The sequence below is a fragment of the Neobacillus citreus genome (assembly GCF_018343545.2).
In the GTDB taxonomy this organism is placed as follows: Bacteria; Bacillota; Bacilli; order Bacillales; family Cytobacillaceae; genus Neobacillus; species Neobacillus citreus.
On record NZ_JAGYPE020000007.1, the window covers coordinates 98,319 to 122,073 of the forward strand.

The window sequence follows — 23,755 nt, forward strand, 5'->3', positions numbered from 1 at the left end:
TGGGCTTTAGAGAATTTCAGATTTAATTTCCTTTATTTGCTCAATATGCCGTTGATCGTGCAAATAGACGTTTTCAATCCATTGGTAAAGAGGCAGATAACCAAAAAGAGGATGTTTAGCAGATTTCTCTGTCAGAATGGTTTCGTCCTTTATTCCATCCATAACCTCGAGTAAAAATGTTCTTGATTCATCTAGCAAATTGAGAATTTCCTCCAGCTCGATAGACTCCGCTGAAGGGGCAACGATACTCGGGGCATCTACTTTCTTGGAACGGTCTAATAAATATAGGTGTAACGGTTTTGCTTCTGCCTTTTTACTCTTTTCGGAGTTAAGGCCATAAAGTAGCGCACTAGTAAAGGACTTTTCAGCTAAATAAAGATGGTGGCAGACTTGAGCAACACTCCAGGAATTTTCTCCGGGTAATTTGTTTAAATCTGCAAAACTGAGCGTTTGGATCTCGTTCATCAACTGCTGGCGAGCCTCTGCCAGCCTTTCGCGTAGAGCCTCCAATTCTATCATAAACATTCCCCCTAAATTGGACTAACAAAATATGTCCCACTATGTTTTATATTCGCCCCCAAGCCAAATATTCCTTTTTAAGCCAATCAACAATGGTGAGAATTTGTCCTCCTGAGGTGGACAATGTCCACGAACGGTGCCTGACACCCTTACAAAACAAACGGTTATTTTTCAGAAACCTTAAAGGTACGTCTATTTACTTGAAAATTGGACAAGTACCGTTACCATTTTTTTAAAGTTTCATAACTTATTTAAAAAGCTATGAAAGGGTGAGAAAATAATTGTTTGGTTATTCAATGGTTCAAATGGTGCGTACTCATGCCCATAAATTGGACAGACATTTGCGGGAAGAAGTTTTAAACCTGTACAAGCCGTTTACATGGACACCATGCTTTTTGCATAAACATTTCGAGGGATTCCTTAAATGGGGCCGCAAAATGTCCGTTATTATTGAATTTGAGGAAGGCTGTTTTGAAAAAGGCTGCCATCAGGTATCCGAAGTAATGAAACAGCATGCCCGAAATAGCATGAAACGAAGTTTATCAAGTGTTTCCTGCCATAGTGCAGACTTGACGCCAAATGGGTTAGAAGGGATCCTGTCAAGCTGCCATCATGTCAAAAAGGTTTATTTAAACAGGGAAGTGAAGGCTTTGCTTGATATTGCTGTCCCTGCTGCTAATGCCAAAAATATCAAAAGAAATAACACTGTACTAACAGGGGAAGGAGTAACAATCGCGATTATCGACACTGGCATTTATCCACACAAGGATCTAGGGGATAGAATTAAAGGCTTTGTTGACCTCGTCAATAATGAAATAGACCCTTATGATGATAATGGCCATGGCACGCACTGTGCTGGTGATGCGGCTGCCAATGGTCCCTATGCAGGACCAGCCCCAGGAGCTCATCTGATTGGCGTAAAGGTGTTGGATAAATTGGGCTCGGGGTCCTTGGATACCGTCATGGAAGGGGTGGATTGGTGCATTAATTACAATGCCGGTAATCCGCCTGAGAAAATTGATATCATCAGCATGTCATTAGGTAGCACAGCTCAGCCGGGTGAAGATCTAATGGTTAAGGCGGTTGAAAAGGCCTGGGCAGCAGGGATTGTCGTGGTAGTGGCAGCTGGGAATGAAGGTCCAAATTATGGAACCATCGCAAGTCCTGGTATTAGTCAAAAAGTAATTACCGTTGGGGCTCTTGATGATAAAAATACAGTAGGCCGTGGCGATGACGATGTGGCCAGCTTTTCCAGCAGAGGGGCAAAGGATGTTAAAGATGAGCTAAATAAGCCGGATATTTTAGCGCCAGGGGTGAATATCATTTCACTAAGATCCCCTAATTCCTATTTAGACAAGCTGCAAAAATCTGCAAGGGTAGATAATGATTACTTTGTTTTATCAGGTACTTCCATGGCAACACCTATTTGTGCGGGTATATGTGCATTGATTAAACAACGCGTGCCTGGAGCAACACCGCAGCAAGTGAAAGATCTATTGAAGAATAACACAGATTTATGGAAGGACCGCGAGAACGCGATTTACGGCGAAGGCTATATTAATGCGGATAGATCAATTCCGTAGTGAGCCAATAAAGCGGAATAGGGAGATATCTCATTAATTATGGTAGAAATCAGTTATTTTTGTTAACTTAAATCATATTTTGGTTGACAAATAACCACCCGCCCATTATTTTTAAACTATCAGATATCAGAATTTAATTTAGGGTGGGGAGAAAATGAGAAAGTTAAGAGCGCTGGACATCACGCTTGTCGGGATGTTCGTGGCCCTGATGGCGGTCGGGGCAAACATTACGACGATTGCACCATTTTTGCAGGTTGGCGGAGTACCAATCACGCTGCAGACCTTTTTTGCTATTTTAGCAGGGTTAATTTTAGGAAGCAGATTGGGAGCCATTGCGATGATTGTTTATACGTTAGTTGGCATGATCGGAGTACCTGTTTTTGCCGGCTTTTTTGGAGGACTCGGAATAATCCTTCGTCCAACCTTCGGCTTTATTATTTCTTATATTTTTGCAGCTTTTATCATTGGGAAAATCGTCGAAAAGAAAAAAAGCCTGCCTGCTTTTATTATAGCGGCTTTAATTGGAATGACGGTCAATTACCTGTTTGGAACCAACTGGATGTATTATGCCTACAAGCTTTGGGCTGCAGCGCCGGAAGGCTTCACCTATAAAATGGCCTGGTTATGGATGGTACCGCCGCTTCCGAAAGATATCATCCTGTCCGTATTTGCCGGCATCATGGCCCACCGTCTAGAAAAAACCGTCCTCTCTAAGGGACAATTCAAAAACCTGAAGCGGGCATCCTAAGGTAAAAGACTAAGCGGGCATCTTGAAATGTCCACCCCATGTGGACAAATGTCTTTTGTGTTGCCTGTCACCAAAAATGGCACCACACCAAAACAAAGAAGCGGCAGTACCTATTGTTAGGTTACTGCCGCTTCTTTGTTTATAAGACCGTTTAGAAAGGATACATGGTTTTTTCCGAGCTGCTTGGATTCGAACATTAATTCGTCGGCAAGGATATAGGCCTTTTCCATTGATACATATTCATTAACCTTATAGTAGTAAAGTCCGAAAGATGCGGTATAAAAAATCAGAATGTTTTCCCCGTTGTATTCCGCATTTACTGACCCTTTTTCAATCCCATTGCGAATATCGTTAACCAAATCAACGGTTTGTTGGAAATTCCGATTTCGGAGGCAAAGTGTAAATTCCTCTCCGCCGCTCCTAAACAGATAATCCTCCGGTCCAAGATAACTCTTTAAAGTGGCGGCAAACTGCTGAATGACTTTATCACCCACAGCGTGGTTATAGCTATCGTTTATTCCTTTGAATTTATCAATATCGGTTACGACAATCCCGATATTTTCATTAGATCGACTGAGCTCGGCCAATTTTTTGTCCATAAAGGTCCGGTTGAAGGCCCCTGTCAAAAAGTCTGTATAGGCCATTTGCTCGAATTGGTCACGCTCCAATTTCGTTTGAATGTTTTGCGATTTTAAATAGAAGGAATGGCTGACGATGTAATTCAAAATAAAGACAATGATTAACATTTCCCACTTTTGATCCTGAAGGAAATGGAAAAGAAGGCCGTTTGATATGGAAACTTTCCCATAATCCAGCATGCTGATGTCTTTAAAAATAAAATCGATGGCCTTCTTAAAGGATATTTTTTCACCCAAAAATAGAAACAGGATGACCATCGTGGTACCGGAAAGGTAAGAGGTAATGCAAACAATTAGAAAGATTAGAATCCAATACCCAAAGGGAATGGCTTGAAAGCTTTCATGGAGGTAATGAAATAACAGGTAGGCTGCCGAGTTAGTGATCACAAAGGTTCCGGTATTATAAAAGGCATCAAAAAACTCGGTCGGGTCTGCTTTTTTTGTCCATTTCCGATAAATATAAACAGAAAAACGGTAAATCGTCTCAAATATAAATAAGCCGAGCGGCCCGGCAAATAGGACAAAGGATAGGTCGTAGCTAATCCCATACTCAATATTGGTATTGCCATTTTTAAAGAACACCCGAAGGCGGAAGTAAAGAATGGAGAAGAACCAGTATACAATTAATATTTTAAAAAAAATGGAATGGTCCACTAAAATACCGGAAGAACTTAAAGCTGCCAAAAGAGCAGCGGTAAATAAGGAAATCTCGTAAAGCTTGGCTTTATGCATGATTGTCAGTCCTTCCAACAGGTTTCAAAGAAGAGGCAATGAAATTGCCGATTTATTAAAAAAGAATGATAATTGGCCAAGCGAGTGGATAATCATATTTTACAAAATTTCTATTATATAACCTACATTTTTTAAAAAAATATCCTGCCTCAATTTTAAGTGGGAAAATAAGTCATCATTCTTTTTTCATAGGAAGGATAATAAATTGAAGGGAAGAGATAATGTCTTAGTGTTGGGGGGAATTTATGAGGGACGAGAGGTTTATGAAAATGGCCGTTGATGTAGCGCTTGATAATGTACTCCGTTTTGGCGGCGGTCCGTTTGGGGCGGTTATCGTGAAGAATGGCCAGATTATAAGTGTTGGCCGTAATCAGGTAACCGTGAAGACTGACCCGACTGCCCATGCTGAGATGCAGGCGATTAGGGCAGCCTGCAAGGTTTTAAATAGTTTCCAATTAACCGGCTGTGAACTATATACAAGCTGTGAGCCCTGCCCCATGTGTTTCGGCGCCATCTATTGGTCCAGATTAGAGAAGGTGTATTATTCCTGTACACATGAAGATGCCGCGAAAATCGGGTTCGACGACCAATTTATTTACGAACAGCTTAAAGTGCCTCCTGAAAAACGCACCATTCCTTTTATACGGCTTCTCACAAACAACACTTATCAGCCCTTCACTGCTTGGGTCAACAAACCAAACAAACAACAATACTGAGCAAATGTCCACCCAGGGTGGACATTTGCTTTTTTTTGCGGTGCCTGACACCGTTTCGATTATTTTGCTCCTAATTTTCCGGAGATGCGCAGCCCAAATTCCATTACTTTTTCAATCAAAAAGCTTTTCCTTTCCTCCGTTACATTGAAATTGACATAACCAATGCTGATGGCGCCGATGAGCTCGTTTTGGTGGTTGTAAATCGGAGCGGCGACGGATGACGTACCAGGTGTCCTTTCCCCGTGACTCTCTCCATACCCAAGCTTTTGAACATCCCGCAATAATTGTAAAAATGCCTCGTGTTCATTTTCAGGTACTAAAGAAGAAACAATTTTTAGCTTTTCTTTTGGAGGCATGTGAGCAAGCATCACTTTATTAGCCGCGCCAATGTTCAACGGAATCCGTATTCCAAGCTGATCATAAATTCGAATCGGGTTATTCAGGCAATCGATTCTCTCCACAACTAAAGACTCTAAACCAATGGGTTTACTGAAATAAACGCTTTCCTCTACTTCATGCATTAATTTTTCCAATTCCGGCCGGATCAGCGCCACAAAATCAAAGGTATCGTACATTTGCAGGCCATACTCAAGCCAGGCAGTCCCCATTGAATAGAATTTTGAATCGGAATCCTGTTGAATAAGACCGTGCTGCTTCATGGATTGCAAAAGCCGGTGAAGAGTACTGACAGGCAGTCCACATTCCTTCGATAATTCAGAAATGGCGAACCATCTTTTTGTATCACTTCCTGCAAGAACCTTAATAACCTGCATTGCTCGATCGATTGTTTGCATATAGCTATTCCCTGCCTTTATTAAACTACTGGAAGATATTGTATATATTCTGTAAATTCAAAAAATATTGACATGTAATTTCTAAGATTATAATATCATATTATAAGTTTTCCTGTCACAGGAAACACATTCCACTATGCGGAAAATGGAGGAGATTTTTTGCTGACGTCCATGTATAAGAAGCTCAACAGAGTCATCGTCAAACATCCGAAAGACGCTTTTATCAGTCAAGAACATTTAGGTAGGGAATGGAAAAGATTCAACTATATTAATGAACCGGATTTTCTAAAGGCTCAGCATGAATATGAGCAGTTTATTGCCATCATTAAGGAGCATGTGGGAAATATTGAGTTTTTGCCTGTCTCGGAACTGGTTGGATTGGATTCACTCTATGCCCATGATCCCGTTAAATTTACGCCAAAGGGCGCCATCATTTTGAAATCAGGAAAAACATTGCGGCAGCTGGAGGCAGAGGTTTACAAAGATTTTTTACAAGAAAAAGAGATTCCGATAGTAGGAGAATTGACGGGCGAGGCAGTTGCCGATGGGGGAGACCTTGTCTGGCTTGATGACCGCACACTGTTAATCGGACGCGGCTACCGGACAAATGATGAAGCCATCCGGCAAATTAAAGAGATGGTCGCAGATCAAGTCGAAGAGGTCATTGTCGTGCAGCTGCCACATGACCAAGGGGAGAACGAGTGTCTGCACCTAATGTCCATAATCAGTATCGTGGACAAAGATTTGGCAGTAGTCTATTCAAGATTGATGCCTGTCTTTCTCAGACAAATGCTGATTAAACGGGGCTTCCGGCTGGTTGAGGTACCCGAAGATGAGTACCTAAGACTTGGCTGCAACGTGCTCGCGCTGGCACCTCGGGTTTGTATGATGGTTTCTGGAAACCCCTTCACGAAACAGCAATTAATCGATGCCGGAGCAACTGTCTATGAATATGACGGAAACGAAATCTCTTATTTAGGGACGGGCGGCCCGACCTGCCTGACATGCCCAGTGGAACGAGAATAAGAAATTGGAGGATGAAAAAATGTTAAAAGAATCTGCATTGAAATCAACAGAAGGAACAAAATTGTTCCATCATACAATTGTCAAAAGACCTGGAGCGACTTACGTTAATGGCTTAACTACCTCAGACCTTGGCAAACCGATTTTGGAAACAGCATTTGAGCAGCACGATGCTTATATTGAAGCACTTAAAAAGTGCGGCACTGAAGTAACTGTCCTGCCAAGCAATGACCAGTTTCCGGACTCCACCTTTGTGGAAGATACAGCTGTTTTAACCCCGGAATTTGCGGTTATTTCCAATCCGGGCGCTAAGTCAAGAAACGGAGAGATCCATGACATGGAGCCGGCTATCAAATCCTTCTACGATAAAATTTACTATATTAAAGCGCCAGGTACACTCGATGGCGGCGATATTTTACAAGCTGAAGACCATTTTTATATCGGCATTTCCGCCCGGACAAACCAGGAAGGCGCCGAGCAGCTCAAAGCAATTTTAGAATCTGAAAACTATAAAGCTACTATTGTACCGCTTCAGAAGTTCTTCCATTTAAAAACCGGTATCGCGTATTTAGGAAATCAATTAATTGTTGCAGCCGGTGAATTTGTGGATCACCCTGATTTCAATTCCTACAAAAAAATTATCGTGCCTCCGGAAGAGGAGTATGCAGCGAACTGTATTCGCATAAACGACTACGTTATAATCCCGACAGGCTATCCGCAAACTAAACAAAGAATTGAGGAAGCCGGCTATCAGACGATTGAGCTGGATACATCGGAATTCAGGAAATTAGACGGCGGTTTGAGCTGCTTGTCACTAAGATTTTAAAAATTGTGTGTGAAGGAGTTTGGAAGCAATGACACAGCTTAAGTGGGGAACACCGAAAGCTTTGCGGGAGCTATTATGCGAAGTAGTAAGCTGGAAAAGTATGACGCTGACGGAGGGAGAGCGTGAATTTCCTTCCAAGTTGATGGCGAAGCTTAAAGATTTGGCATATTTTCAAGAAAATCCAGAACACTTGGGTCTTCATGATGCCGATCTGGGCCGCCGTTTTGTAACCGCTTTATATAAACACCCGAGTGCCGCGGAAACGGTTGTATTGATTAGTCATTTTGATACGGTGAATACCGAAGAATACGGAGACCTTCAGGAGTATGCATACCGTCCAGAGGAATTAACCAAGCTTCTCCATTCTCGAATCGAGGAATTGCCGGCAGAGGCCCGGGAAGATCTTTTATCAGGAGAGTACCTATTTGGCAGGGGCACGATGGATATGAAAATGGGTCTGGTCATGCATATGGGGCTGATTGAAAAAGCTTCGGTCGAGCAATGGCCGATTAATCTCTTGCTCCTGACGGTTCCGGATGAAGAAGTGAATTCTTCGGGAATGCGGGCAGCGGTTCCAAAATTATTAGAATTAAAGGAAAAGCATCAGCTAACCTTTAAGCTTTTCCTAAACGGTGAGCCGGTCTTTACCCAGGAGCCGGGCGACCGAAACTTTTATGTGTATTCAGGTTCAATCGGCAAGATTATGCCGTCTGCCCTTTTTTACGGAAAAGAGACCCATGTAGGGGAACCGCTTAGCGGAATTACCGGACCGTACATTGCTTCATTTTTAACACAGAGGATGGAGTGGAATTTAAGCTTGCAGGAAACAGTGATGGGAGAAAGAACGCCCCTTCCAGTGACACTGCAGCAAAAGGATTTACGGCTAGAGTACTCTGTTCAAACACCATACCGTTCAGCCGCTTTGTATAACGTATTTTTAATGCAGCGGAATGCGGAAGAAATTATGAATATGTTTGAAACGGTCGCATTAGATGCAGCTAAATCCTGCAACCAGGCCTATTATGAGATTTGCAAAGCCCAGTCGGTTACTCCGGTAGGGCAGGTACGGGTGCTGCGCTATGATGAACTGGAAAAGCATGCGCTTCGAAAATTTGGTGCAGATTTTGTTGCGGGGATCAAAGCCTCCGTTCATAAAAGGGAGGAGTGGGATGACCGTGAAAAATCTTTCCGTATTGCGGATGCCTTAATCATTGAGTGTCAGGAGCTTGCACCAGCGATTGTCCTCTTATATGCACCACCTTATTATCCTGCTGTAAACTCGTCGGAAAATGAATTGGTGAAAAAGTGCATTGCCTACGTGAAGGAACACGGTTTTGAAAAGTTTGGGCTTCCTGTCAATCAAGTCCACTATTTTAATGGAATCAGCGATTTAAGCTATGTCAATTACCAGGATGCCGGCGAAGGCTGGACCGTCTATAAAGAAAATACACCTACTTGGGGAACAAGCTACAGCATCCCATTCGATGAAATGACCCAGCTCCATGCACCGGTTCTAAACGTCGGACCATTCGGCAAAGATGCCCACAAACGAACCGAACGCCTTCACATCAAAAACGCCTTCGAAGAAGTGCCAGCCCTCGTCGAAGGCATGGTCAAAATGCTGGTGGAGAAAAAGGTTCGCTGCTAGAAATTAATGAATGTTATTGGAATTGGTGTCAGGCACCGCGCGTGGACAAATGGGTGTTTTGTCCACGTGGGGTTGGACACCGCTAAAAAAGGGGTGGGTAAAGATGGAACAAGAAGGTCAAAAGAACCAGTTAAGCAGGTCAATGAAACGGCGTCATTTGTTTATGCTTTCGCTAGGTGGTGTCATTGGCACCGGGTTATTTTTAAATGCGGGCTACACGATTAACCAGGCAGGAGCAGGCGGGGCGTTAATAGGGTATTTATTTGGCGGCCTTATTTTATATTTAGTAATGGTGTGCCTGGGAGAGCTTGCGGTCTATATGCCGGTTACAGGTTCTTTTCAAACATACGCCAGCAAATTTATTAATCCAGCAGCCGGTTTCTCGTTAGGATGGATGTATTTCATTGGTTCCGCTACCACTGCGGGTGTGGAATTTACAGCTGCGGGTATCCTGATGCAGCGGTGGTTTCCGGGTGTTTCAGTGTGGATTTGGTGCGCCATTTTCATCGCCTTGTTATTTGTCCTAAATGCGCTGACCACAAGGGGCTTTGCAGAGGCCGAATATTGGTTTGCAGGTATTAAGGTTGTAGCCGTTATTTTCTTTATCATTATTGGGGCAGCGGCGATTTTTGGCATTATTCCGCTTGAAGACAGACCAGCACCATTTATGGAAAACCTCGCTCCCAAAGGGCTGTTTCCAGCAGGGCTGACAATTATTTTTGTCACCATGATGAATGTTATTTTTTCCTACCAAGGCTCAGAATTAATCGGCATTGCCGCCGGCGAAAGTGAAGAACCTCAAAAGAATATACCTCGTGCCATTCGAAATGTCCTTTTTAGAATTATCATCTTTTATATCGCTTCTATTATTATCTTATCGGCTATTTTTCCAACAAAGGAACTTGGCCTGCTGGAAAGCCCGTTCGTTACGCTGATGGATATGGCGGGAATCCCATTTGCTCCTGATATTATGAACTTTGTTATTTTAACTGCAATTCTTTCGGTGGGGAACTCCTGTATTTATGCTTCCACCCGATTGCTTTGGGCGATGGCCCATGACGATATGGCGCCTAAGTATTTCGGAAAATTATCAAAACGGAAAGTGCCGTTCGCAGCCCTTGTGTTTACGATGATTTTCTCATTATTGTCGCTGCTTACAAGCGTGTTGGCGGCAGATACAGTGTTTGTGCTGCTCATGTCCATTGCCGGTATTTCTGTGACCATCTCGTGGATTGGGATCGCTTTGTCCCAGTTCATGTTCCGGCGCAAATTCTTGCAAGCAGGCGGAAAATTGGAAGACCTGCAATTTAAGGTTCGCTACTATCCACTAGTTCCGCTCGTTTGCATCATCTTCTGTGTATCCATATTAATATTCCTGGCCTTTGACCCAACCCAGCTGACCGGGCTCCTGATTGGACTAGGCTTCTTATTAATTTGCTATTTGTTCTATTACTTTAGAAATAAGAAGTTGGAGAAACTCAGCGCAACGAGTAACGATATAAATCCACTTTAAGAACATTCTATTTAACTGACTTGCTTCGCGGCAGGTCAGTTTTTTTCTTCAAAAATTTATTCCATTACACCGTTTCTGTAATGGAATTTTAATATTCTTCTAGACATATTTATGTAATATCAAACGTTTGATGATGTAAAACGGAATTCCGACTTGGCGCATTGGAATGTGTGAGTAGCGTTTCCCAACAACTTTATAAGGGAGGACTAACATGAATACCATTCTGATCATTGTAAACATTGTTGTTCTGTTGTTGCTCATGTTCGGGTTGTTCCAAATGCAAAGGAAGCATGTCTCGTTTTCGAAGCGTGTTTTCACGGCGCTTGGCTTAGGTATTATTTTTGGAATTATTCTTCATGCCATCTACGGTACGACATCTGAAGTGCTGGCCCGTTCCATTGAATGGTTTAATATTGCCGGAAACGGTTATGTCAAACTACTGCAAATGGTAGTTATGCCGTTGATCTTTGTCTCGATTGTCGGGGCATTTACGAAACTGAAACTATCCAAAAACATTGGCAAAATCAGTGTCCTTGTCATTGGTATCCTGCTGGGGACGACGGCGATTGCGGCAGCCATCGGAATTGGCTCTGCCCTAGGATTTAATTTAGACGGCGCTCAGTTGACCCAAGGCGATGCAGAGAAGGCCCGTATCGCACAATTGGAGGAACGGGTTCCGACCGTGGAAAATATGACATTGCCGCAGCAAATCGTTGATTTCATCCCAAGTAATCCGTTTCAAGACCTTACAGGCGCCCGAGCAACCTCAACAATCGCGGTGGTCATCTTTGCCGCCTTTATCGGGATTGCCTATCTCGGGGTAAAACGAAAAGAACCGGATCATGCGGAATTCTTTGCAAAAATCATTGATACCGTCTATTCGATCGTTATGAGAGTGGTCACCCTGGTTCTCCGGCTGACACCATATGGGATTCTTGCGATTATCACGAGGGTGGCTGCAACAAGCGATTACGACGCGATTGTGAAATTGGGGACGTTTGTGATCGCATCCTATGTAGCACTCATCATTATGTTTATTGTGCATCTATTGCTTTTAATGGCGGCGAAATTAAGCCCATATAACTATGTGAAAAAAGCATTGCCAACGTTAACCTTTGCGTTCACTTCACGAACGAGTGCGGGAACGCTGCCGATGACGATTAAAACCCAGTCGAAGGATTTGGGTGTATCAGAAGGGATTGCAAACTTTGCCGGCTCCTTCGGACTGACCATTGGGCAAAATGGCTGTGCCGGGATTTATCCAGCAATGCTAGCGGTCATGGTTGCACCGGCTGCCGGGGTCGATCCGACGAGTCTAAGCTTTATTCTGACCCTTATTCTTGTCGTCGCAATTAGTTCTTTCGGTGTTGCCGGTGTTGGCGGCGGTGCGACCTTCGCAGCTCTCATCGTGCTATCCGTGATGAACCTGCCAATCGCCATCGTCGGACTGCTCATCTCCGTTGAGCCGCTCATTGATATGGGCCGTACCGCCCTAAACGTCAGCGGCGCCATGACAGCTGGCGTTCTCACTAGCAAAGCAACAGGTGAATTCGATGCTGACACCTACAAACAGCCGGATATCGTTGAAGCATAAGCACAGGTGTCAGGCAACGCTCGTGGGCATTTGTCCGCCTAGGGTGGACACCTAATATAAAAAGCCGAGCCCCAAATGTTATGGTTGGGGTTCGGCTTCTTTTATTCCTTATTAAACCTCTCTAATCTACGCTTGCAGCGCCAGTTGAATCATGAGTTCGATAGCGGTTGGGATAGCGTCTTCGTCAATATCGAATTTCGGGTGGTGGTGCGGATACTGGCTTTTATCACTTTGCATCCCGACGTTGATGAAGGCCCCGACTTTATCTTTCAGGTAATAGGAGAAATCCTCGGCTCCTAATACAGGATCTATTGGCAAGAAAGCATCTGCTCCGAAGGTGTTTTCGATGACACTGCGAGCAAATTCACATGCCTCCGGGTGATTGTACAACGGAGGGGTTCCCTCGATAAATTGATAATGTCCTTTAGCCCCAAAGCTTGCGCAGATGGACTCTGTCAACTGGGCCGTTTTCTCATGCATGAGCTCGGCTGCCTCAAAGGTCAACGCCCGGATTGTCCCCTTCAACGTCACCTCGTGAGGAATGACATTGTAGGAATTTCCTGCCTGCATCCCACCAAATGAAATAACGCCTGCATGCAATGGATGCAAATTCCTGCTGACAACGGATTGGAAAGCCTGAATCAAGTGGCTGGCAATATAAATCGGGTCGACCGTATCATGTGGATAGCCGGCATGTCCGCCTTTACCTTCAATTTTAATATCAAAATCATTACAGGAAGCCATCGCATAGCCGGTGGCAAAGCCAACCTTTCCCATAGGCATGCGTGATATCAGATGGATTCCATAAATCGCGTCAATCCCGTCCAGCACTCCTTCTTTCACAAGCTTCTGGGCGCCGCTTGGCGAGGCCTCCTCTGAGCTTTGAAAAATCAAGCGGATATTATTTTTCACCAAATCAGGATTGTTGCTCATCCATTTTGCCGCTGCTAGCAAAACCGCTGTATGGCCGTCGTGGCCGCAGCCGTGCATGACGCCTGGAACCTTGGAAATATAAGGCTTGTCCCCTTCCTCTTGGAGTGGCAGTGCATCCATGTCGGCCCTTAAGGCAATCGTCTTGTTGCCTTCCGTTCCTTTAAAAAAAGCCACTACGCTTGGGCCTGAAAATTTGTCATCCAAAGGGATGCCGAATTCCGCCAATTTTTCTTTTACATAGGCGGAGGTATTGTACTCCTGCCCGGACAGCTCCGGATTCATATGAAAATGTCGGCGCTGCTCGATGGCCCAAGCCTTTAACTCTGAATCTACATTTTTTGTCTGTAACATGATGTAACTCCTTCGATTATATGTGTATTTTTATGCAACCAATTTTAAGGTATATTCACTAATATTACAAGAATCAAATGCTGGATGGAAAAAAATGCTGTCATGCATCGGCTTATCTAGATAGTTCCCAAGGACCTAATCCGGAAAAGAAATCCACTAGACTATTAACCTATTTAAGAGATATATTTATTGTAAGATTTTTGAAAAAGGAGAACCGGATGAAAAACAATAAAGTACTTTTTAATGCAGGGGAAATGGACCGCACAGAATTACCTTACTATTACGATTATGGAAAAATTATTTCCACGATTCAATATCGTCTTCATGAGGAAGTGGGCGTGGACTTCAACATGTATTCCGATGAAGACACCTCCAATGAGATTTGGGAGATTCTCGAAGAAGATTTGAAGGTGGAATCACCCGAGGTACGGCTTCTAAGCTATGTTTATAAGGAGGGTGAGACCCGGACGATTTCCTCCAACCATACGGATAAAGCCTTGGAGTTTATTATAAAGCCGCGGATTGCGAATGGTCTTTACTACTATCCAGCCTATCGGGTTGCCTTATCCAGGGTGCTAACCTTTCAAAGTGATGGCGAGCTCCACCGCGATCTTATTTTTGCCGAAAATGACGCATGCTTGGTTTCTTTCCTGCAATATGTTCTAAAAAGAAAGCGGGATTATATTAAAAACTACGTGACCGTTTATACGGATACCGAAGATGGTGTGGAGACAGACATCGAAAGCATTAATAGTTTGGTAAGAAGAGAAGACGTTTTCCTTGAAGAACCATTGAAAAAGGAAATCTTCCGGTCGATTGACGAATTCTTCTCAGATAGCGGTGAGTTTTTCAAGACGTATGATATCCCGTACAAACGGGGGATTCTTTTATATGGCAGTCCAGGGAATGGCAAAACAACACTAGTAAAATCAATTGCCAGCAGCATCAATGCTCCGGTGGCTTATTGGCAAATTACCGAATATACCTCGAGCTATACGATTAAAGAAGTGTTCAGTTCTGTTTTGAAGCTAGCGCCAATGGTACTGGTGATTGAGGATATTGACTCAATGCCGTCTGGAGTCCGCTCGGTATTCTTGAATACACTTGATGGAGCTACCTCTAAAGAGGGTGTTTTTTTAATCGGCACGACGAATTATCCGGAAAAAATTGACCCGGCACTAATGAACCGCTCGGGACGGTTTGACCGCGCCTATGAAATCAAACTGCCGACAAAAGAGCTACGCTATCAATATTTAATGGCGAAAAAGCTGGACCGAATCCTATCGGAGGAAGAAATAAGGGAGGTCGTCGCGACATCGAAGGACTTTTCCTATGCCCAGTTGAACGAACTGTACACCTCCATTGCACTTCAATGGCATTATGAACAGCAGGTCGACATCGCGCGACTCTGTGCCGATTTAAAATCCATCCAGCAAAAACAGAAAAAACAATCGTGGGATGACAACGATTCGAATGCTTCGATGGGATTCATCGGATTTCACGAAGAGTAATTTATATGAACGGATAGCCCTAGTCGGTTATCCGTTTTTATTTTTGAAACTGTCTAGTGAAATATTGTTTAGCTGGACTATAATTAAAATAACTGAATATTCCTGTAATGTTTAAGGGGCATTTTTAACACAAAAGCATTTCTTCTCCAAGAGATTTTTAAAAAATGTTATCAATCTATAAGGGGAGTGTTTAAATGCAAAAACAAAAGCTGTTGATTAATGGAGAAAGACTTAAAGAAGAATTGGAACGTTTTGCCCAGTTTGGCCGAACGGAAAACAATGGTGTCACCCGTCTTTCTTTATCGGGAGAGGACCGTGCGGCAAGAGGTTATTTCCGCAAATGCTGTGAGGATCTAGGGATGGCTGTGAAGGTCGACGACATGGGGTGTATGTACGCGACACTGGCCGGAACGGAAAATAAGCCTCCTATTCTGATTGGCTCCCATCTTGATTCGGTCAAAAAAGGCGGCCGGTTTGACGGTGTTTTGGGTGTCGTAACGGGACTGGAGGTCGTGCGGACAATCGTTGATCATAAAATCCAACCCAAGTACCCGATTACAATCGTAAACTTCACAAACGAAGAGGGAGCAAGATTCGAGCCTTCGCTGATGGCTTCAGGTGTGCTCGCCGGGAAATTTGACAAAGCTGCCATGCTGCAAAAGAAAGATTCAGAGGGTATAACCTTTGTGGAAGCCCTTATGGCAATTGGATACGAAGGCAGTGAAGAAAATCGTCTCAAAGAAGCAACAGCCTTTTTGGAACTGCACATCGAGCAAGGCCCTATCCTTGAAAAGGAGGCCAGCACCATCGGTGTCGTTGAATGCGTCGTTGGCATGGCTTGCTTTGAAATAGAGGTAACCGGCGAATCGGACCATGCCGGAACAACTCCGATGAGCATGCGCAAGGATGCTCTATTTGCCACAAACAACCTAATTAATGAGACCCGTAAACGTCTAAGTGCAATGGACTCCGATCTTGTTTTCACCATCGGCAGGGTTAACGTGTATCCGAGCATCCATACCGTCATTCCGAATAAAGTTGTCTTTACGCTTGAAGCGCGCCATAAGGACATGGACATCGTCAACAGCTTTAAGGATTTTGTTCAAGGGCTGCCGCACCAAGGCCTCAACGAAGGCTGTGAGGTAAAGGTAACAAAACTTTGGGAGCGCGACACGGTCTGGTTTGCGCCCGAACTGTGCGCTTCTTTGGAACAATCCGCGGAAACGCTCGGGTATAGCCATAAGCGAATGGTCAGCGGCGCTGGGCATGATGCCCAGTTTATTGCAAGCTACGTCCCAACAGCGATGCTGTTTGTTCCAAGCATCAATGGAAAAAGCCATTGCGAGGAAGAACTGACTGCCTGGGAAGACTGTGAAAAAGGGGTCAATGTCGTTCTGGATACGGTTCTGAAGCTGTTAAATAAGTAAAATAGTATTGAAGAACAGACTCTTCCGAAAGTGGTGGAGTCTTTTTTAATGTTAATTTTAGGAAAAAACCATATTGCTAAACGGAGTAGTGAAGTGTAAAATTACACTAAAATATATTGGGAGTTCTATTTTATAAAAGGGGGCTTAAAATGGGGAAAAAACTGCTTTTCGTCATCTTGTATTTTGGTGTAGTGCCACTAGTGATTTCTTTCTTAGCACTGCCGTTAATGGGGAATTTTGAAATGCTAATGGAAATCCTGCTGTCTGTTCTGATTGCGGGCGGTAGTCTGACAGGATTTTTTGCTAGCAGGAAACTGCTAAGATTGTGCCAATTAAAAGAGTATATTGTCCTAATCCCGCTTCCACTTGCCTATACTGCAGTGATGTGGGCCGTTTTTATGCTGATTAACGGCGGATTTTATGGGGCGAATTCATGGTTGTTCTATTGCATCTTACATATTGCCTATGCACCGATTTATTTTGTCGCTATGTTTGGCGGCGAGGGACGGCTGTTTTTATGGGCGCCGCTGGCCTACGAGCTTTCATTTACTATTGGAGTGATTATAGCAGCGGCTACTCGAAAGGTACAATTCACTGCTGTTTTCACCAAGAGAAAGCAGATATTTTCCATTTTAGCGGTGATCCTTTTGGCAATAGGAGCTGGTTCAGCTGTTCAATGGTATCGCAGCCAAACTGTTTTGCCATCCTACGGCTTTAAATATGCCGGTGGCTATTCAAGCACGGACCTAACCCCTTATGAGGTAATGAATCCTAACAACAAATTGCCTAAGCTTAACACAAAATCGACTTTTATCATTTCGAACCCATTGGAAATGCCTGTTCTTGATGGAGCGGAAGCGGCTTTTCCGGTTTATTCCGCCTTTGCCCTCGCAACTTATGAAAATATTGAAAAAGTGATGGGTGAAAGCAGGGAGGTTGTCAGCTTTACAAACACCATTTATTCCTATGAACGCTTATTATCGGGAGAAGTAGACATTTACTTTGGGGCTGAGCCATCTAAGGAGCAACGGGAAATGGCGAAGCAGGCTGGAAAAGAGCTAGTGATGACCCCGATTGGCAAGGAAGCGTTTGTGTTTTTTGTGAATCCGAAAAATAAGGTAGATAGCTTAAGGGTTTCGGAAATTAAAGGAATCTACTCGGGAGAAATCAAAAGTTGGTCCGAGATTGGAGGAGACTCCGAGAAAATCATTGCCTTCCAGCGCCCGAAAAACTCCGGCAGCCAAACCCTTTTGGAAAAAATAATGGGAGATACAAAGATTATGAAGCCTCTAAAGGAGGATGGTCCCGAAGGAATGGGCGGGATTATCGAACAAGTGGCCGACTATCGAAACTATCAAAATGCAATCGGATTCTCATTTCGCTTTTTTGCAACGGGAATGAAAGAAAATCCGGACATCAAACTGTTGGCGATTAACGAGATAGATCCAAATCCCGAAAACATTGCAAGCGGCAAGTATCCATTCACAGCCACACTCTATGCTATCACACTTAAAGACAACCCTAACCCAAACATCCAACCCTTCCTTGAATGGATGCATGGCCCGCAAGGACAGGAACTAGTTGAACGAACAGGCTATATAAAGCTTGCGGAATAAAGAGAGATGGTGTCAGTGAACAAAATGGCTCTTCCGTTTTTTGCGGGGGAGTCATATTTTTTGAAATTGCACTTTTTTTGAAGAGTCTTCAGGGTTTGTTTGTGAATCCAGCACTTATATTTGCAATTTTAGGAGTTTTATTTGCGAAAGAATTCACCCTTTTTATTTGCAATTTTACGAGTTTTATTTGCGAATCCTTATTAGCAACAATCTTTTTGAAAAGAGCCTTTGAAAAAAATTTATAGCATGTTCATTCTTTCACCAAGTTTTCACCAAACTCTTATACACTTCAATCATCAAGAACGAAAGGAGGCAAGAGTTTGATGAATACGAAAGTGAAAAAAGGAGTTTTCTGGGGTGTGATCATTGCTGCGATGGTGTTTGCCGTAAATGCCCTCCATTATCTATTTGGGGGTGCTGGCGCCATGGCCCGTGGACCACATGGACCGGGAATGGGACAAGGAGGTCCAGGCGGACGTGAAGGCATGGGCGGAATGAATCCGCGCGGTGATTTCGGACACGGCCACTTTATGAACGGCCACCATCACGGAGGCGGCTTTCACTGGATTGGCGCCTTATTATTCATTGCCATCGTCATAGCGGTCGTATTCTTCTTAGTGAAATGGCTAAGAAAACGGGGCAAAGCCTCTTCGATGCAGCAGTTTATTGATACATCTTTAATGAGTTCACATAAACCTTTAATCAACCAAAGTGCAAGTCTTTTAGACCAATGGGAAAAAAATCTTACTAGCAAAAAGGAGAATCAGTAAAATGGGTATTTTTAAAAGAATGAAAACAATCGCGAAGGCAGATATCAATGGTTTGTTGGACAGCCTTGAGGATCCAATTTCCATGTTAAATGAATATTCAAGAGAAATCGAACAAGAATTGGTTAAAGCCCAAAAAGCTCTGTCCCGGCAAATTTTTGCGGAAAATAAACTTGCATCTCTAATTCTTGACACGAAGGCATTAGTTGAAAAAAGAACCCGCCAAGCGAAGCTTGCGATCGAGCATGGCGAGGAAACGATGGCGAAATTGGCCGTGCAGGAAAAACTAACCCAAGAAAAGCAGCTAAACCTGTATGAGCAGCAATATGAAGCCATGAAAGGTCAGACCGAGGTTCTGAAAGGGAAAATTCAGGAGCTGCAACAGTTTTATCACGATCTTCAGCAAAAGAAGATTGTGCTGGCATCCCGTGCGAATGTAGCTCTGTCTATGAAACAAATTCAAAAAGCAACGGTATCCTTCCAAACCGACACGATTGCAAGAGGAATTGCCCGCGCTGAGGACAAGATTCTCTTAATGGAAGCAGAAGTACAAGCCGGCAGCCAGTTTGCCCCGTCCGTCACTCAGTTCAATAGCTTTGTTAACGAGGATGAACTGAATAAAGAAATCGAAAAACTAAAAACGGAAAAAGAACTGCTTGTATAATACAGGCAGGAAAGAAGCACCTTCGGCTTTAGGCAGTCCGGGTGCTTCTTTTTTATGTCGCAATGCTAAAAAACCCCTTGCTCGATTTTAAGTAAAAGTTAAGGTTCCGATAGTAGATTCAAGCTGTAGAAATTTGCTTCCTATCAAACTCGAAAGGGGCTCTTATTACCAATGAAAATTTTATTAGCCGAGGATGATTTTAATCTAGGAGAACTAGTTGTCTATATGTTAGAAAAGAAGGCCAGTGCCAAAGTCGAGTGGGTCCAGGAAGGGGAGGATGCGTTTTATTATGCAACCGCAACCCACTATGATGTGTTAATACTGGATTGGATGATGCCGAACGGCGACGGAGTCGAGGTTTGCCGCCGTCTTCGGAAACAAGGCTATCCGGGCGCCATTTTGATGTTAACGGCAAAAGATTCCGTTCAGGATCGGATTGAAGGCTTGGATTCAGGCGCCGATGATTATTTGGTGAAGCCGTTTGAAATCGATGAGCTTTTAGCCAGGCTGCGGGCCCTTTCTCGTCGCAACTATGCGCCAATACTGGAAGAGGAAACTTGGATTCAAGATTTGGTCCTGAACCGAAACAGTCATACCGTCCGCTCCCAAGGCGGCGAAATTCAGCTCAGCCCCCGTGAATTTCAGCTCTTGGACTTATTGGTGCAAAACAAGGGACGGGTCCTGCCGCGCGAGGTCATACTGGAACGGATTTGGGGCTATGATGCAGATGTCGCGCCAAAAACAATTGATGCCACCGTGAAATTAATCCGTAAGAAGCTTGACCCAATTGGCAAACAGGAGCTGCTGCAAAGTGTAAGAGGGGTAGGTTATAAGATTGTACACTAATTTCCTTTCATTTATCCGCCTTATCACCAACCGAAACGAGAAGAATGTTTTTAAAAAAACACAAGGGCAATTGGCACGGATTTTTAGCGGGCTGTTGATTCTATTTCTTGCCATCTTTATTGTCATTGTGTTTTCCGTTCTTTATCTGGTCATTTTAAAAACGCAGGAACGAGATCTGCAAACATTGGTGAAGCAGGAAGCTGCGTATATAGAAAATTATTTATGGGAGAATGGAAAAAGCAGTCTACAGGGAATTCAAAATCAAGAAATCGTATTTGCTGGTGCCGGGCAATCCTTTTATTATGTGGTTGACTCAAAAGGAGACCTCATCATGGGAAATGAAGCGGATTACCGGCTTCACCCCAACCTGCTTCGGATGGTGAGCGGTAAGTTTCAAAAGACGGCCGAGATTCGTCATGTAAAACTGCATGTGGAAGGCAATCCCCGGGGAAGGGGAAAACCTGGTGAATTCCGCCCTTCGCAGGAGCCCCAGGATGTCCGTCTTCTGACTGCAAGCCAGCCTATTTATGTGAAAGGCCAGCTTGTGGGCCAGCTTTATATAGGAAAAGACATTTCATTTGCCTATCAGATGTTCTACATGCTGCTGATTGTATTTGCTGTCTTAGGGTTTGTTTTTATAGGAGTAGCCCTCTTGATAAGCGCAAATATGTCAAAAAAAGCCATGGTGCCTATCGGCAGAGCCTTTACAAGGCAGCAGGAGTTTACCGCGGATGCCTCCCACGAGCTGCGGACTCCTTTAAGCGTCCTGCTGTCTTCGATTGATGCCATGGAAATGACCATGGAACCACAGAGGGAGTCTTTTCTGGATAGGATCCTTACGAACATGAGGCAGGAAGTCAAGCGGATGAATCATTTGGTAGGTGACCTGTTAACCTTGGCCCGTTCGGACTCGAATGCGATTGAATTGCGGGCAGAGCAATTTGATTTCCGGCCGCTTGCGGAAAAGGCTATCGAATCTGTCGGAGCACTTGCTACTGCAAAACAAATTACGCTTAAAATGGAGGCACCGGAAAATTTGCCTAGTATCGGTGATTCCCATCGGCTTTCACAGCTTTTATATATTCTTTTGGACAATGCCATTAAGTACACTCCAAATGGAGGGGAAGTTAGTCTTATTCTCGAAAAAGATGGGCAGGGACTGCGGATGATGGTCAAGGACACCGGGATTGGGATGAAATCAGAGGATCTCCCCCATATTTTTGAACGTTTTTATCGGGCTGATAAATCTCGGACCCGGCAAATGGGAGGGCACGGTTTAGGGCTTTCGATTGCCAAATGGATTGTCGAAACTCATCGAGGCTTGATAAAAGTCGATAGCGAACTGGGGAAAGGGAGCAGGTTTACCATCCTTATCCCACAGCCTTAATATGCACATAACAACTGCCTTTACTTTTTTGAATTCCATTTAAAGGAATCTATTCCAATGAAACAGTGTCTGGTTTATTATAGGATTATACATGTTTTTTAGGTGGGAAGCCGGTTGATTCTATTAGATTACGTTGTTAATCTTGCAATCTTTGCATTATTAATATTTTTGCCGATTGTTGCCAATTCCTTTAGTGAGTTTAAACAGCTTAAGTATTACCGCCTGTTTGTGGGCCTTTACGGAGGGATTGTCGCTGCTATTCTTGTTGCCTTATCCATCCACCAGCAGGGCTATGTTTACGATATTCGTTACGCGGCAGTCATTATTAGTTTTGCCTATTTTGGACCAGTAGGTGGAGTCATTACCGGTATATGTTCAATAATCGCCAGACTTCTTGTGGGGGGCCAGTGGGTAACACCTATCATTGGTTGGCTAATCATTATTGTCGGTTTTTGCATCGCCCATGTGTTTACTGCCCGCTTTACCGCAGTAAAAAGAAGTGTTATATTCTTTACCCTATATGCCATTATTTATTTTATTGATGTACCAATTATATTTAATATTTTTAGAGATAAGCCTCTTTTCCACATTCAATATGTAGCTTTTGTAATGCTTGGTGTCATAACCGGCGTTTTGTTGATTGAATCCTATTTAAAGCTTTACAGGATGAATGGACGGTTAATAGAAATGTATAAGATGGTCGAGGAGAGCGAGTCAAAATATAGGTTGATTGCGGAAAACACATCCGACTTAATCAAAATAATGTGGAAGGACCATTCGATAACGTATTTTTCTCCATCACATGAACTGGTACTGGGATATCAGCTATCAGAATTAGAAGGAATTGAACTTTGTAAATTCATTCACCCTGATGATGTAGAGTTTTTTAAAAAAACCGTTCAAAGGATGTTTGAAAAAGAAGAAGCGCAGTCGATGGAAATCCGCTTCCTTCACAAGAACGGCCGGTGGATTGAGTTTGAGTCCCGCTGTATGCCTGTCAGAGGGAAAAATCAAGTAATAGAGCACCTTGTCATTGTCAGCAGGGATATTTCAGAACGGAAAAAGGCAGAAGAAATTCTCTTGCAATCCGAGAAGCTTTCTATTGTTGGAGAGCTGGCTGCAGGGGTAGCCCACGAAATACGGAATCCCCTTACGACCATTAAGGGCTTTGTTCAGCTTTATAAGGCTGGTAACAATAATCTTGAATATAGTGATTTGCTGCTGGGTGAACTTGAACGGATTGAAACGATTACAAGCGAGATGCTTTCGTTAGGTAAACCGCAGGCGGTCAAACTCATCCAGGCAGATTTACGGGAATTGATTGAAAATACGATTGAATTTCTATCTCCTCAGGCTCTTATGAACGGTTTTCAAATGAACACTTTGTTTGAGGAATCACCGTTCCCAATTATTTGTGAGAAAAACCAATTGAAGCAGGTATTCCTAAACATTTTAAAAAATGCCATGGAGGCGATGCCCCAGGGCGGAAATATCGAGATTTATCTCCGTAAAGGGGATGACGACGAATGTATTGTCCAAATCAGGGACCATGGCTGCGGGATCCCGGAAGAGCTTTTGCCGCGGTTAGGTGAACCGTTTTATAGTTTAAAAGAAAAAGGAACCGGACTGGGTGTCATGATTTGCCACAAGATCATCAAGCAGCATAAAGGAAGTATTTCGTACTCAAGCAAACAAAACGAAGGAACGGTAGTAGAGATTAAACTGCCGCTGTCAGAAGGATTGTTATAAGGGGCTGTCTATTCAGAGAGTCTCTTTTTTGTGGGGAAAATTAATTATACGTTTGATTGAAACGCTGAAATGCTTGGCACATAAGGGCTGGGGAAACTAATCAAACGTTTGATTGGATTTTAGGTATAAGATGGAAAAACTAATTAAACGTTTGATTAAAACTTTGGAAA

The 23,755-nt window shown here is 43.5% G+C and carries 20 protein-coding genes; 16 read left to right on the forward strand and 4 right to left on the reverse strand.

The window, feature by feature from the left end:
- Positions 1-6: 6 nt before the first annotated feature.
- A complete protein-coding gene (locus KHB02_RS06320; RefSeq protein ID WP_213147680.1) occupies positions 7-519 on the reverse strand; it encodes a DinB family protein in 513 nt (170 codons plus the stop codon).
- 281 nt (positions 520-800) lie between these two features.
- Between KHB02_RS06320 and KHB02_RS06325 the strand changes: the two genes are divergently transcribed.
- A complete protein-coding gene (locus tag KHB02_RS06325; RefSeq protein ID WP_213147679.1) occupies positions 801-2,102 on the forward strand; it encodes a S8 family peptidase in 1,302 nt (433 codons plus the stop codon).
- A 154-nt stretch (positions 2,103-2,256) separates the two neighbouring features.
- A complete protein-coding gene (locus KHB02_RS06330; RefSeq protein WP_213147678.1) occupies positions 2,257-2,850 on the forward strand; it encodes a biotin transporter BioY in 594 nt (197 codons plus the stop codon).
- Between the two features lie 116 nt (positions 2,851-2,966).
- On the opposite strand, the gene KHB02_RS06335 is transcribed toward KHB02_RS06330, so the two are convergent.
- Entirely contained in the window at positions 2,967-4,220 is a 1,254-nt protein-coding gene (locus KHB02_RS06335) for a GGDEF domain-containing protein (RefSeq protein ID WP_213147677.1), read from the reverse strand.
- Between the two features lie 245 nt (positions 4,221-4,465).
- On the opposite strand from KHB02_RS06335, the gene KHB02_RS06340 reads away from it, so the two are divergent.
- Positions 4,466-4,936: a nucleoside deaminase gene (locus KHB02_RS06340; RefSeq protein WP_213147676.1), complete on the forward strand. Its 471-nt coding sequence runs from the start codon at positions 4,466-4,468 to the stop codon at positions 4,934-4,936.
- A 59-nt stretch (positions 4,937-4,995) separates the two neighbouring features.
- On the opposite strand, the gene KHB02_RS06345 is transcribed toward KHB02_RS06340, so the two are convergent.
- Positions 4,996-5,730: an IclR family transcriptional regulator gene (locus KHB02_RS06345; RefSeq protein ID WP_213147675.1), complete on the reverse strand. Its 735-nt coding sequence runs from the start codon at positions 5,728-5,730 to the stop codon at positions 4,996-4,998.
- A gap of 171 nt (positions 5,731-5,901) precedes the next feature.
- Here KHB02_RS06345 and KHB02_RS06350 point away from each other — a divergent pair, with 171 nt between their 5' ends.
- The 5 genes from KHB02_RS06350 to KHB02_RS06370 all read left to right on the forward strand — a co-directional run bounded on the left by KHB02_RS06350 (position 5,902) and on the right by KHB02_RS06370 (position 12,334).
- Positions 5,902-6,756, forward strand: coding sequence for a dimethylarginine dimethylaminohydrolase family protein (locus KHB02_RS06350; protein WP_213147819.1), 855 nt, complete (start codon positions 5,902-5,904; stop codon positions 6,754-6,756).
- Between the two features lie 19 nt (positions 6,757-6,775).
- Complete coding sequence (locus KHB02_RS06355) at positions 6,776-7,579, forward strand: dimethylarginine dimethylaminohydrolase family protein (protein WP_213147674.1); 804 nt, start codon at positions 6,776-6,778, stop codon at positions 7,577-7,579.
- 28 nt (positions 7,580-7,607) lie between these two features.
- Positions 7,608-9,227: a M20/M25/M40 family metallo-hydrolase gene (locus tag KHB02_RS06360; protein WP_213147673.1), complete on the forward strand. Its 1,620-nt coding sequence runs from the start codon at positions 7,608-7,610 to the stop codon at positions 9,225-9,227.
- Positions 9,228-9,330: 103 nt separating this feature from the next.
- Complete coding sequence (locus KHB02_RS06365) at positions 9,331-10,740, forward strand: amino acid permease (RefSeq protein WP_213147672.1); 1,410 nt, start codon at positions 9,331-9,333, stop codon at positions 10,738-10,740.
- Positions 10,741-10,951: 211 nt separating this feature from the next.
- Positions 10,952-12,334: an L-cystine transporter gene (locus KHB02_RS06370; protein ID WP_213147671.1), complete on the forward strand. Its 1,383-nt coding sequence runs from the start codon at positions 10,952-10,954 to the stop codon at positions 12,332-12,334.
- A 126-nt stretch (positions 12,335-12,460) separates the two neighbouring features.
- Here the strand turns inward: KHB02_RS06370 and KHB02_RS06375 are convergent, their stop codons facing one another.
- The gene (locus KHB02_RS06375) at positions 12,461-13,618 is read right to left on the reverse strand and encodes a M20 metallopeptidase family protein (RefSeq protein ID WP_213147670.1); all 1,158 of its coding nucleotides are present in this window, start codon (positions 13,616-13,618) and stop codon (positions 12,461-12,463) included.
- A 218-nt stretch (positions 13,619-13,836) separates the two neighbouring features.
- Here KHB02_RS06375 and KHB02_RS06380 point away from each other — a divergent pair, with 218 nt between their 5' ends.
- The 8 genes from KHB02_RS06380 (at position 13,837) to KHB02_RS06415 (ending at position 23,585) form a co-directional block, all read left to right on the forward strand.
- Positions 13,837-15,129, forward strand: a complete 1,293-nt coding sequence (locus tag KHB02_RS06380) for an ATP-binding protein (RefSeq protein ID WP_213147669.1) — start codon at positions 13,837-13,839, stop codon at positions 15,127-15,129.
- A gap of 194 nt (positions 15,130-15,323) precedes the next feature.
- Positions 15,324-16,556, forward strand: a complete 1,233-nt coding sequence (locus tag KHB02_RS06385) for a Zn-dependent hydrolase (protein ID WP_213147668.1) — start codon at positions 15,324-15,326, stop codon at positions 16,554-16,556.
- Positions 16,557-16,705: 149 nt separating this feature from the next.
- Positions 16,706-18,172, forward strand: coding sequence for a PstS family phosphate ABC transporter substrate-binding protein (locus KHB02_RS06390; RefSeq protein WP_213147667.1), 1,467 nt, complete (start codon positions 16,706-16,708; stop codon positions 18,170-18,172).
- Between the two features lie 320 nt (positions 18,173-18,492).
- Positions 18,493-18,942: a hypothetical protein gene (locus KHB02_RS06395; protein WP_241113749.1), complete on the forward strand. Its 450-nt coding sequence runs from the start codon at positions 18,493-18,495 to the stop codon at positions 18,940-18,942.
- Between the two features lies 1 nt (position 18,943).
- Positions 18,944-19,603, forward strand: coding sequence for a PspA/IM30 family protein (locus KHB02_RS06400; protein ID WP_213147665.1), 660 nt, complete (start codon positions 18,944-18,946; stop codon positions 19,601-19,603).
- A gap of 171 nt (positions 19,604-19,774) precedes the next feature.
- On the forward strand, positions 19,775-20,449 hold the full coding sequence (locus KHB02_RS06405; protein ID WP_213147664.1) for a response regulator transcription factor: 675 nt from the start codon (positions 19,775-19,777) through the stop codon (positions 20,447-20,449).
- Positions 20,439-21,836, forward strand: coding sequence for a sensor histidine kinase (locus tag KHB02_RS06410; protein WP_213147663.1), 1,398 nt, complete (start codon positions 20,439-20,441; stop codon positions 21,834-21,836). Before KHB02_RS06405 ends, KHB02_RS06410 begins: the two co-directional genes overlap by 11 nt.
- Before the next feature lie 114 nt (positions 21,837-21,950).
- A complete protein-coding gene (locus tag KHB02_RS06415; RefSeq protein ID WP_213147662.1) occupies positions 21,951-23,585 on the forward strand; it encodes an ATP-binding protein in 1,635 nt (544 codons plus the stop codon).
- Positions 23,586-23,755: the final 170 nt, after the last annotated feature.

What these genes read in the sequence shown, in the direction of transcription:
- KHB02_RS06320 (WP_213147680.1), bottom strand. Translation starts at nt 519, where the DNA reads ATGATAGAATTGGAGGCTCTACGCGAAAGGCTGGCAGAGGCTCGCCAG.
- KHB02_RS06330 (WP_213147678.1), top strand. Translation starts at nt 2,257, where the DNA reads ATGAGAAAGTTAAGAGCGCTGGACATCACGCTTGTCGGGATGTTCGTG.
- KHB02_RS06335 (WP_213147677.1), bottom strand. Translation starts at nt 4,220, where the DNA reads ATGCATAAAGCCAAGCTTTACGAGATTTCCTTATTTACCGCTGCTCTT.
- KHB02_RS06340 (WP_213147676.1), top strand. Translation starts at nt 4,466, where the DNA reads ATGAGGGACGAGAGGTTTATGAAAATGGCCGTTGATGTAGCGCTTGAT.
- KHB02_RS06345 (WP_213147675.1), bottom strand. Translation starts at nt 5,730, where the DNA reads ATGCAAACAATCGATCGAGCAATGCAGGTTATTAAGGTTCTTGCAGGA.
- KHB02_RS06350 (WP_213147819.1), top strand. Translation starts at nt 5,902, where the DNA reads ATGTATAAGAAGCTCAACAGAGTCATCGTCAAACATCCGAAAGACGCT.
- KHB02_RS06355 (WP_213147674.1), top strand. Translation starts at nt 6,776, where the DNA reads ATGTTAAAAGAATCTGCATTGAAATCAACAGAAGGAACAAAATTGTTC.
- KHB02_RS06360 (WP_213147673.1), top strand. Translation starts at nt 7,608, where the DNA reads ATGACACAGCTTAAGTGGGGAACACCGAAAGCTTTGCGGGAGCTATTA.
- KHB02_RS06365 (WP_213147672.1), top strand. Translation starts at nt 9,331, where the DNA reads ATGGAACAAGAAGGTCAAAAGAACCAGTTAAGCAGGTCAATGAAACGG.
- KHB02_RS06370 (WP_213147671.1), top strand. Translation starts at nt 10,952, where the DNA reads ATGAATACCATTCTGATCATTGTAAACATTGTTGTTCTGTTGTTGCTC.
- KHB02_RS06375 (WP_213147670.1), bottom strand. Translation starts at nt 13,618, where the DNA reads ATGTTACAGACAAAAAATGTAGATTCAGAGTTAAAGGCTTGGGCCATC.
- KHB02_RS06380 (WP_213147669.1), top strand. Translation starts at nt 13,837, where the DNA reads ATGAAAAACAATAAAGTACTTTTTAATGCAGGGGAAATGGACCGCACA.
- KHB02_RS06385 (WP_213147668.1), top strand. Translation starts at nt 15,324, where the DNA reads ATGCAAAAACAAAAGCTGTTGATTAATGGAGAAAGACTTAAAGAAGAA.
- KHB02_RS06390 (WP_213147667.1), top strand. Translation starts at nt 16,706, where the DNA reads ATGGGGAAAAAACTGCTTTTCGTCATCTTGTATTTTGGTGTAGTGCCA.
- KHB02_RS06400 (WP_213147665.1), top strand. Translation starts at nt 18,944, where the DNA reads ATGGGTATTTTTAAAAGAATGAAAACAATCGCGAAGGCAGATATCAAT.
- KHB02_RS06405 (WP_213147664.1), top strand. Translation starts at nt 19,775, where the DNA reads ATGAAAATTTTATTAGCCGAGGATGATTTTAATCTAGGAGAACTAGTT.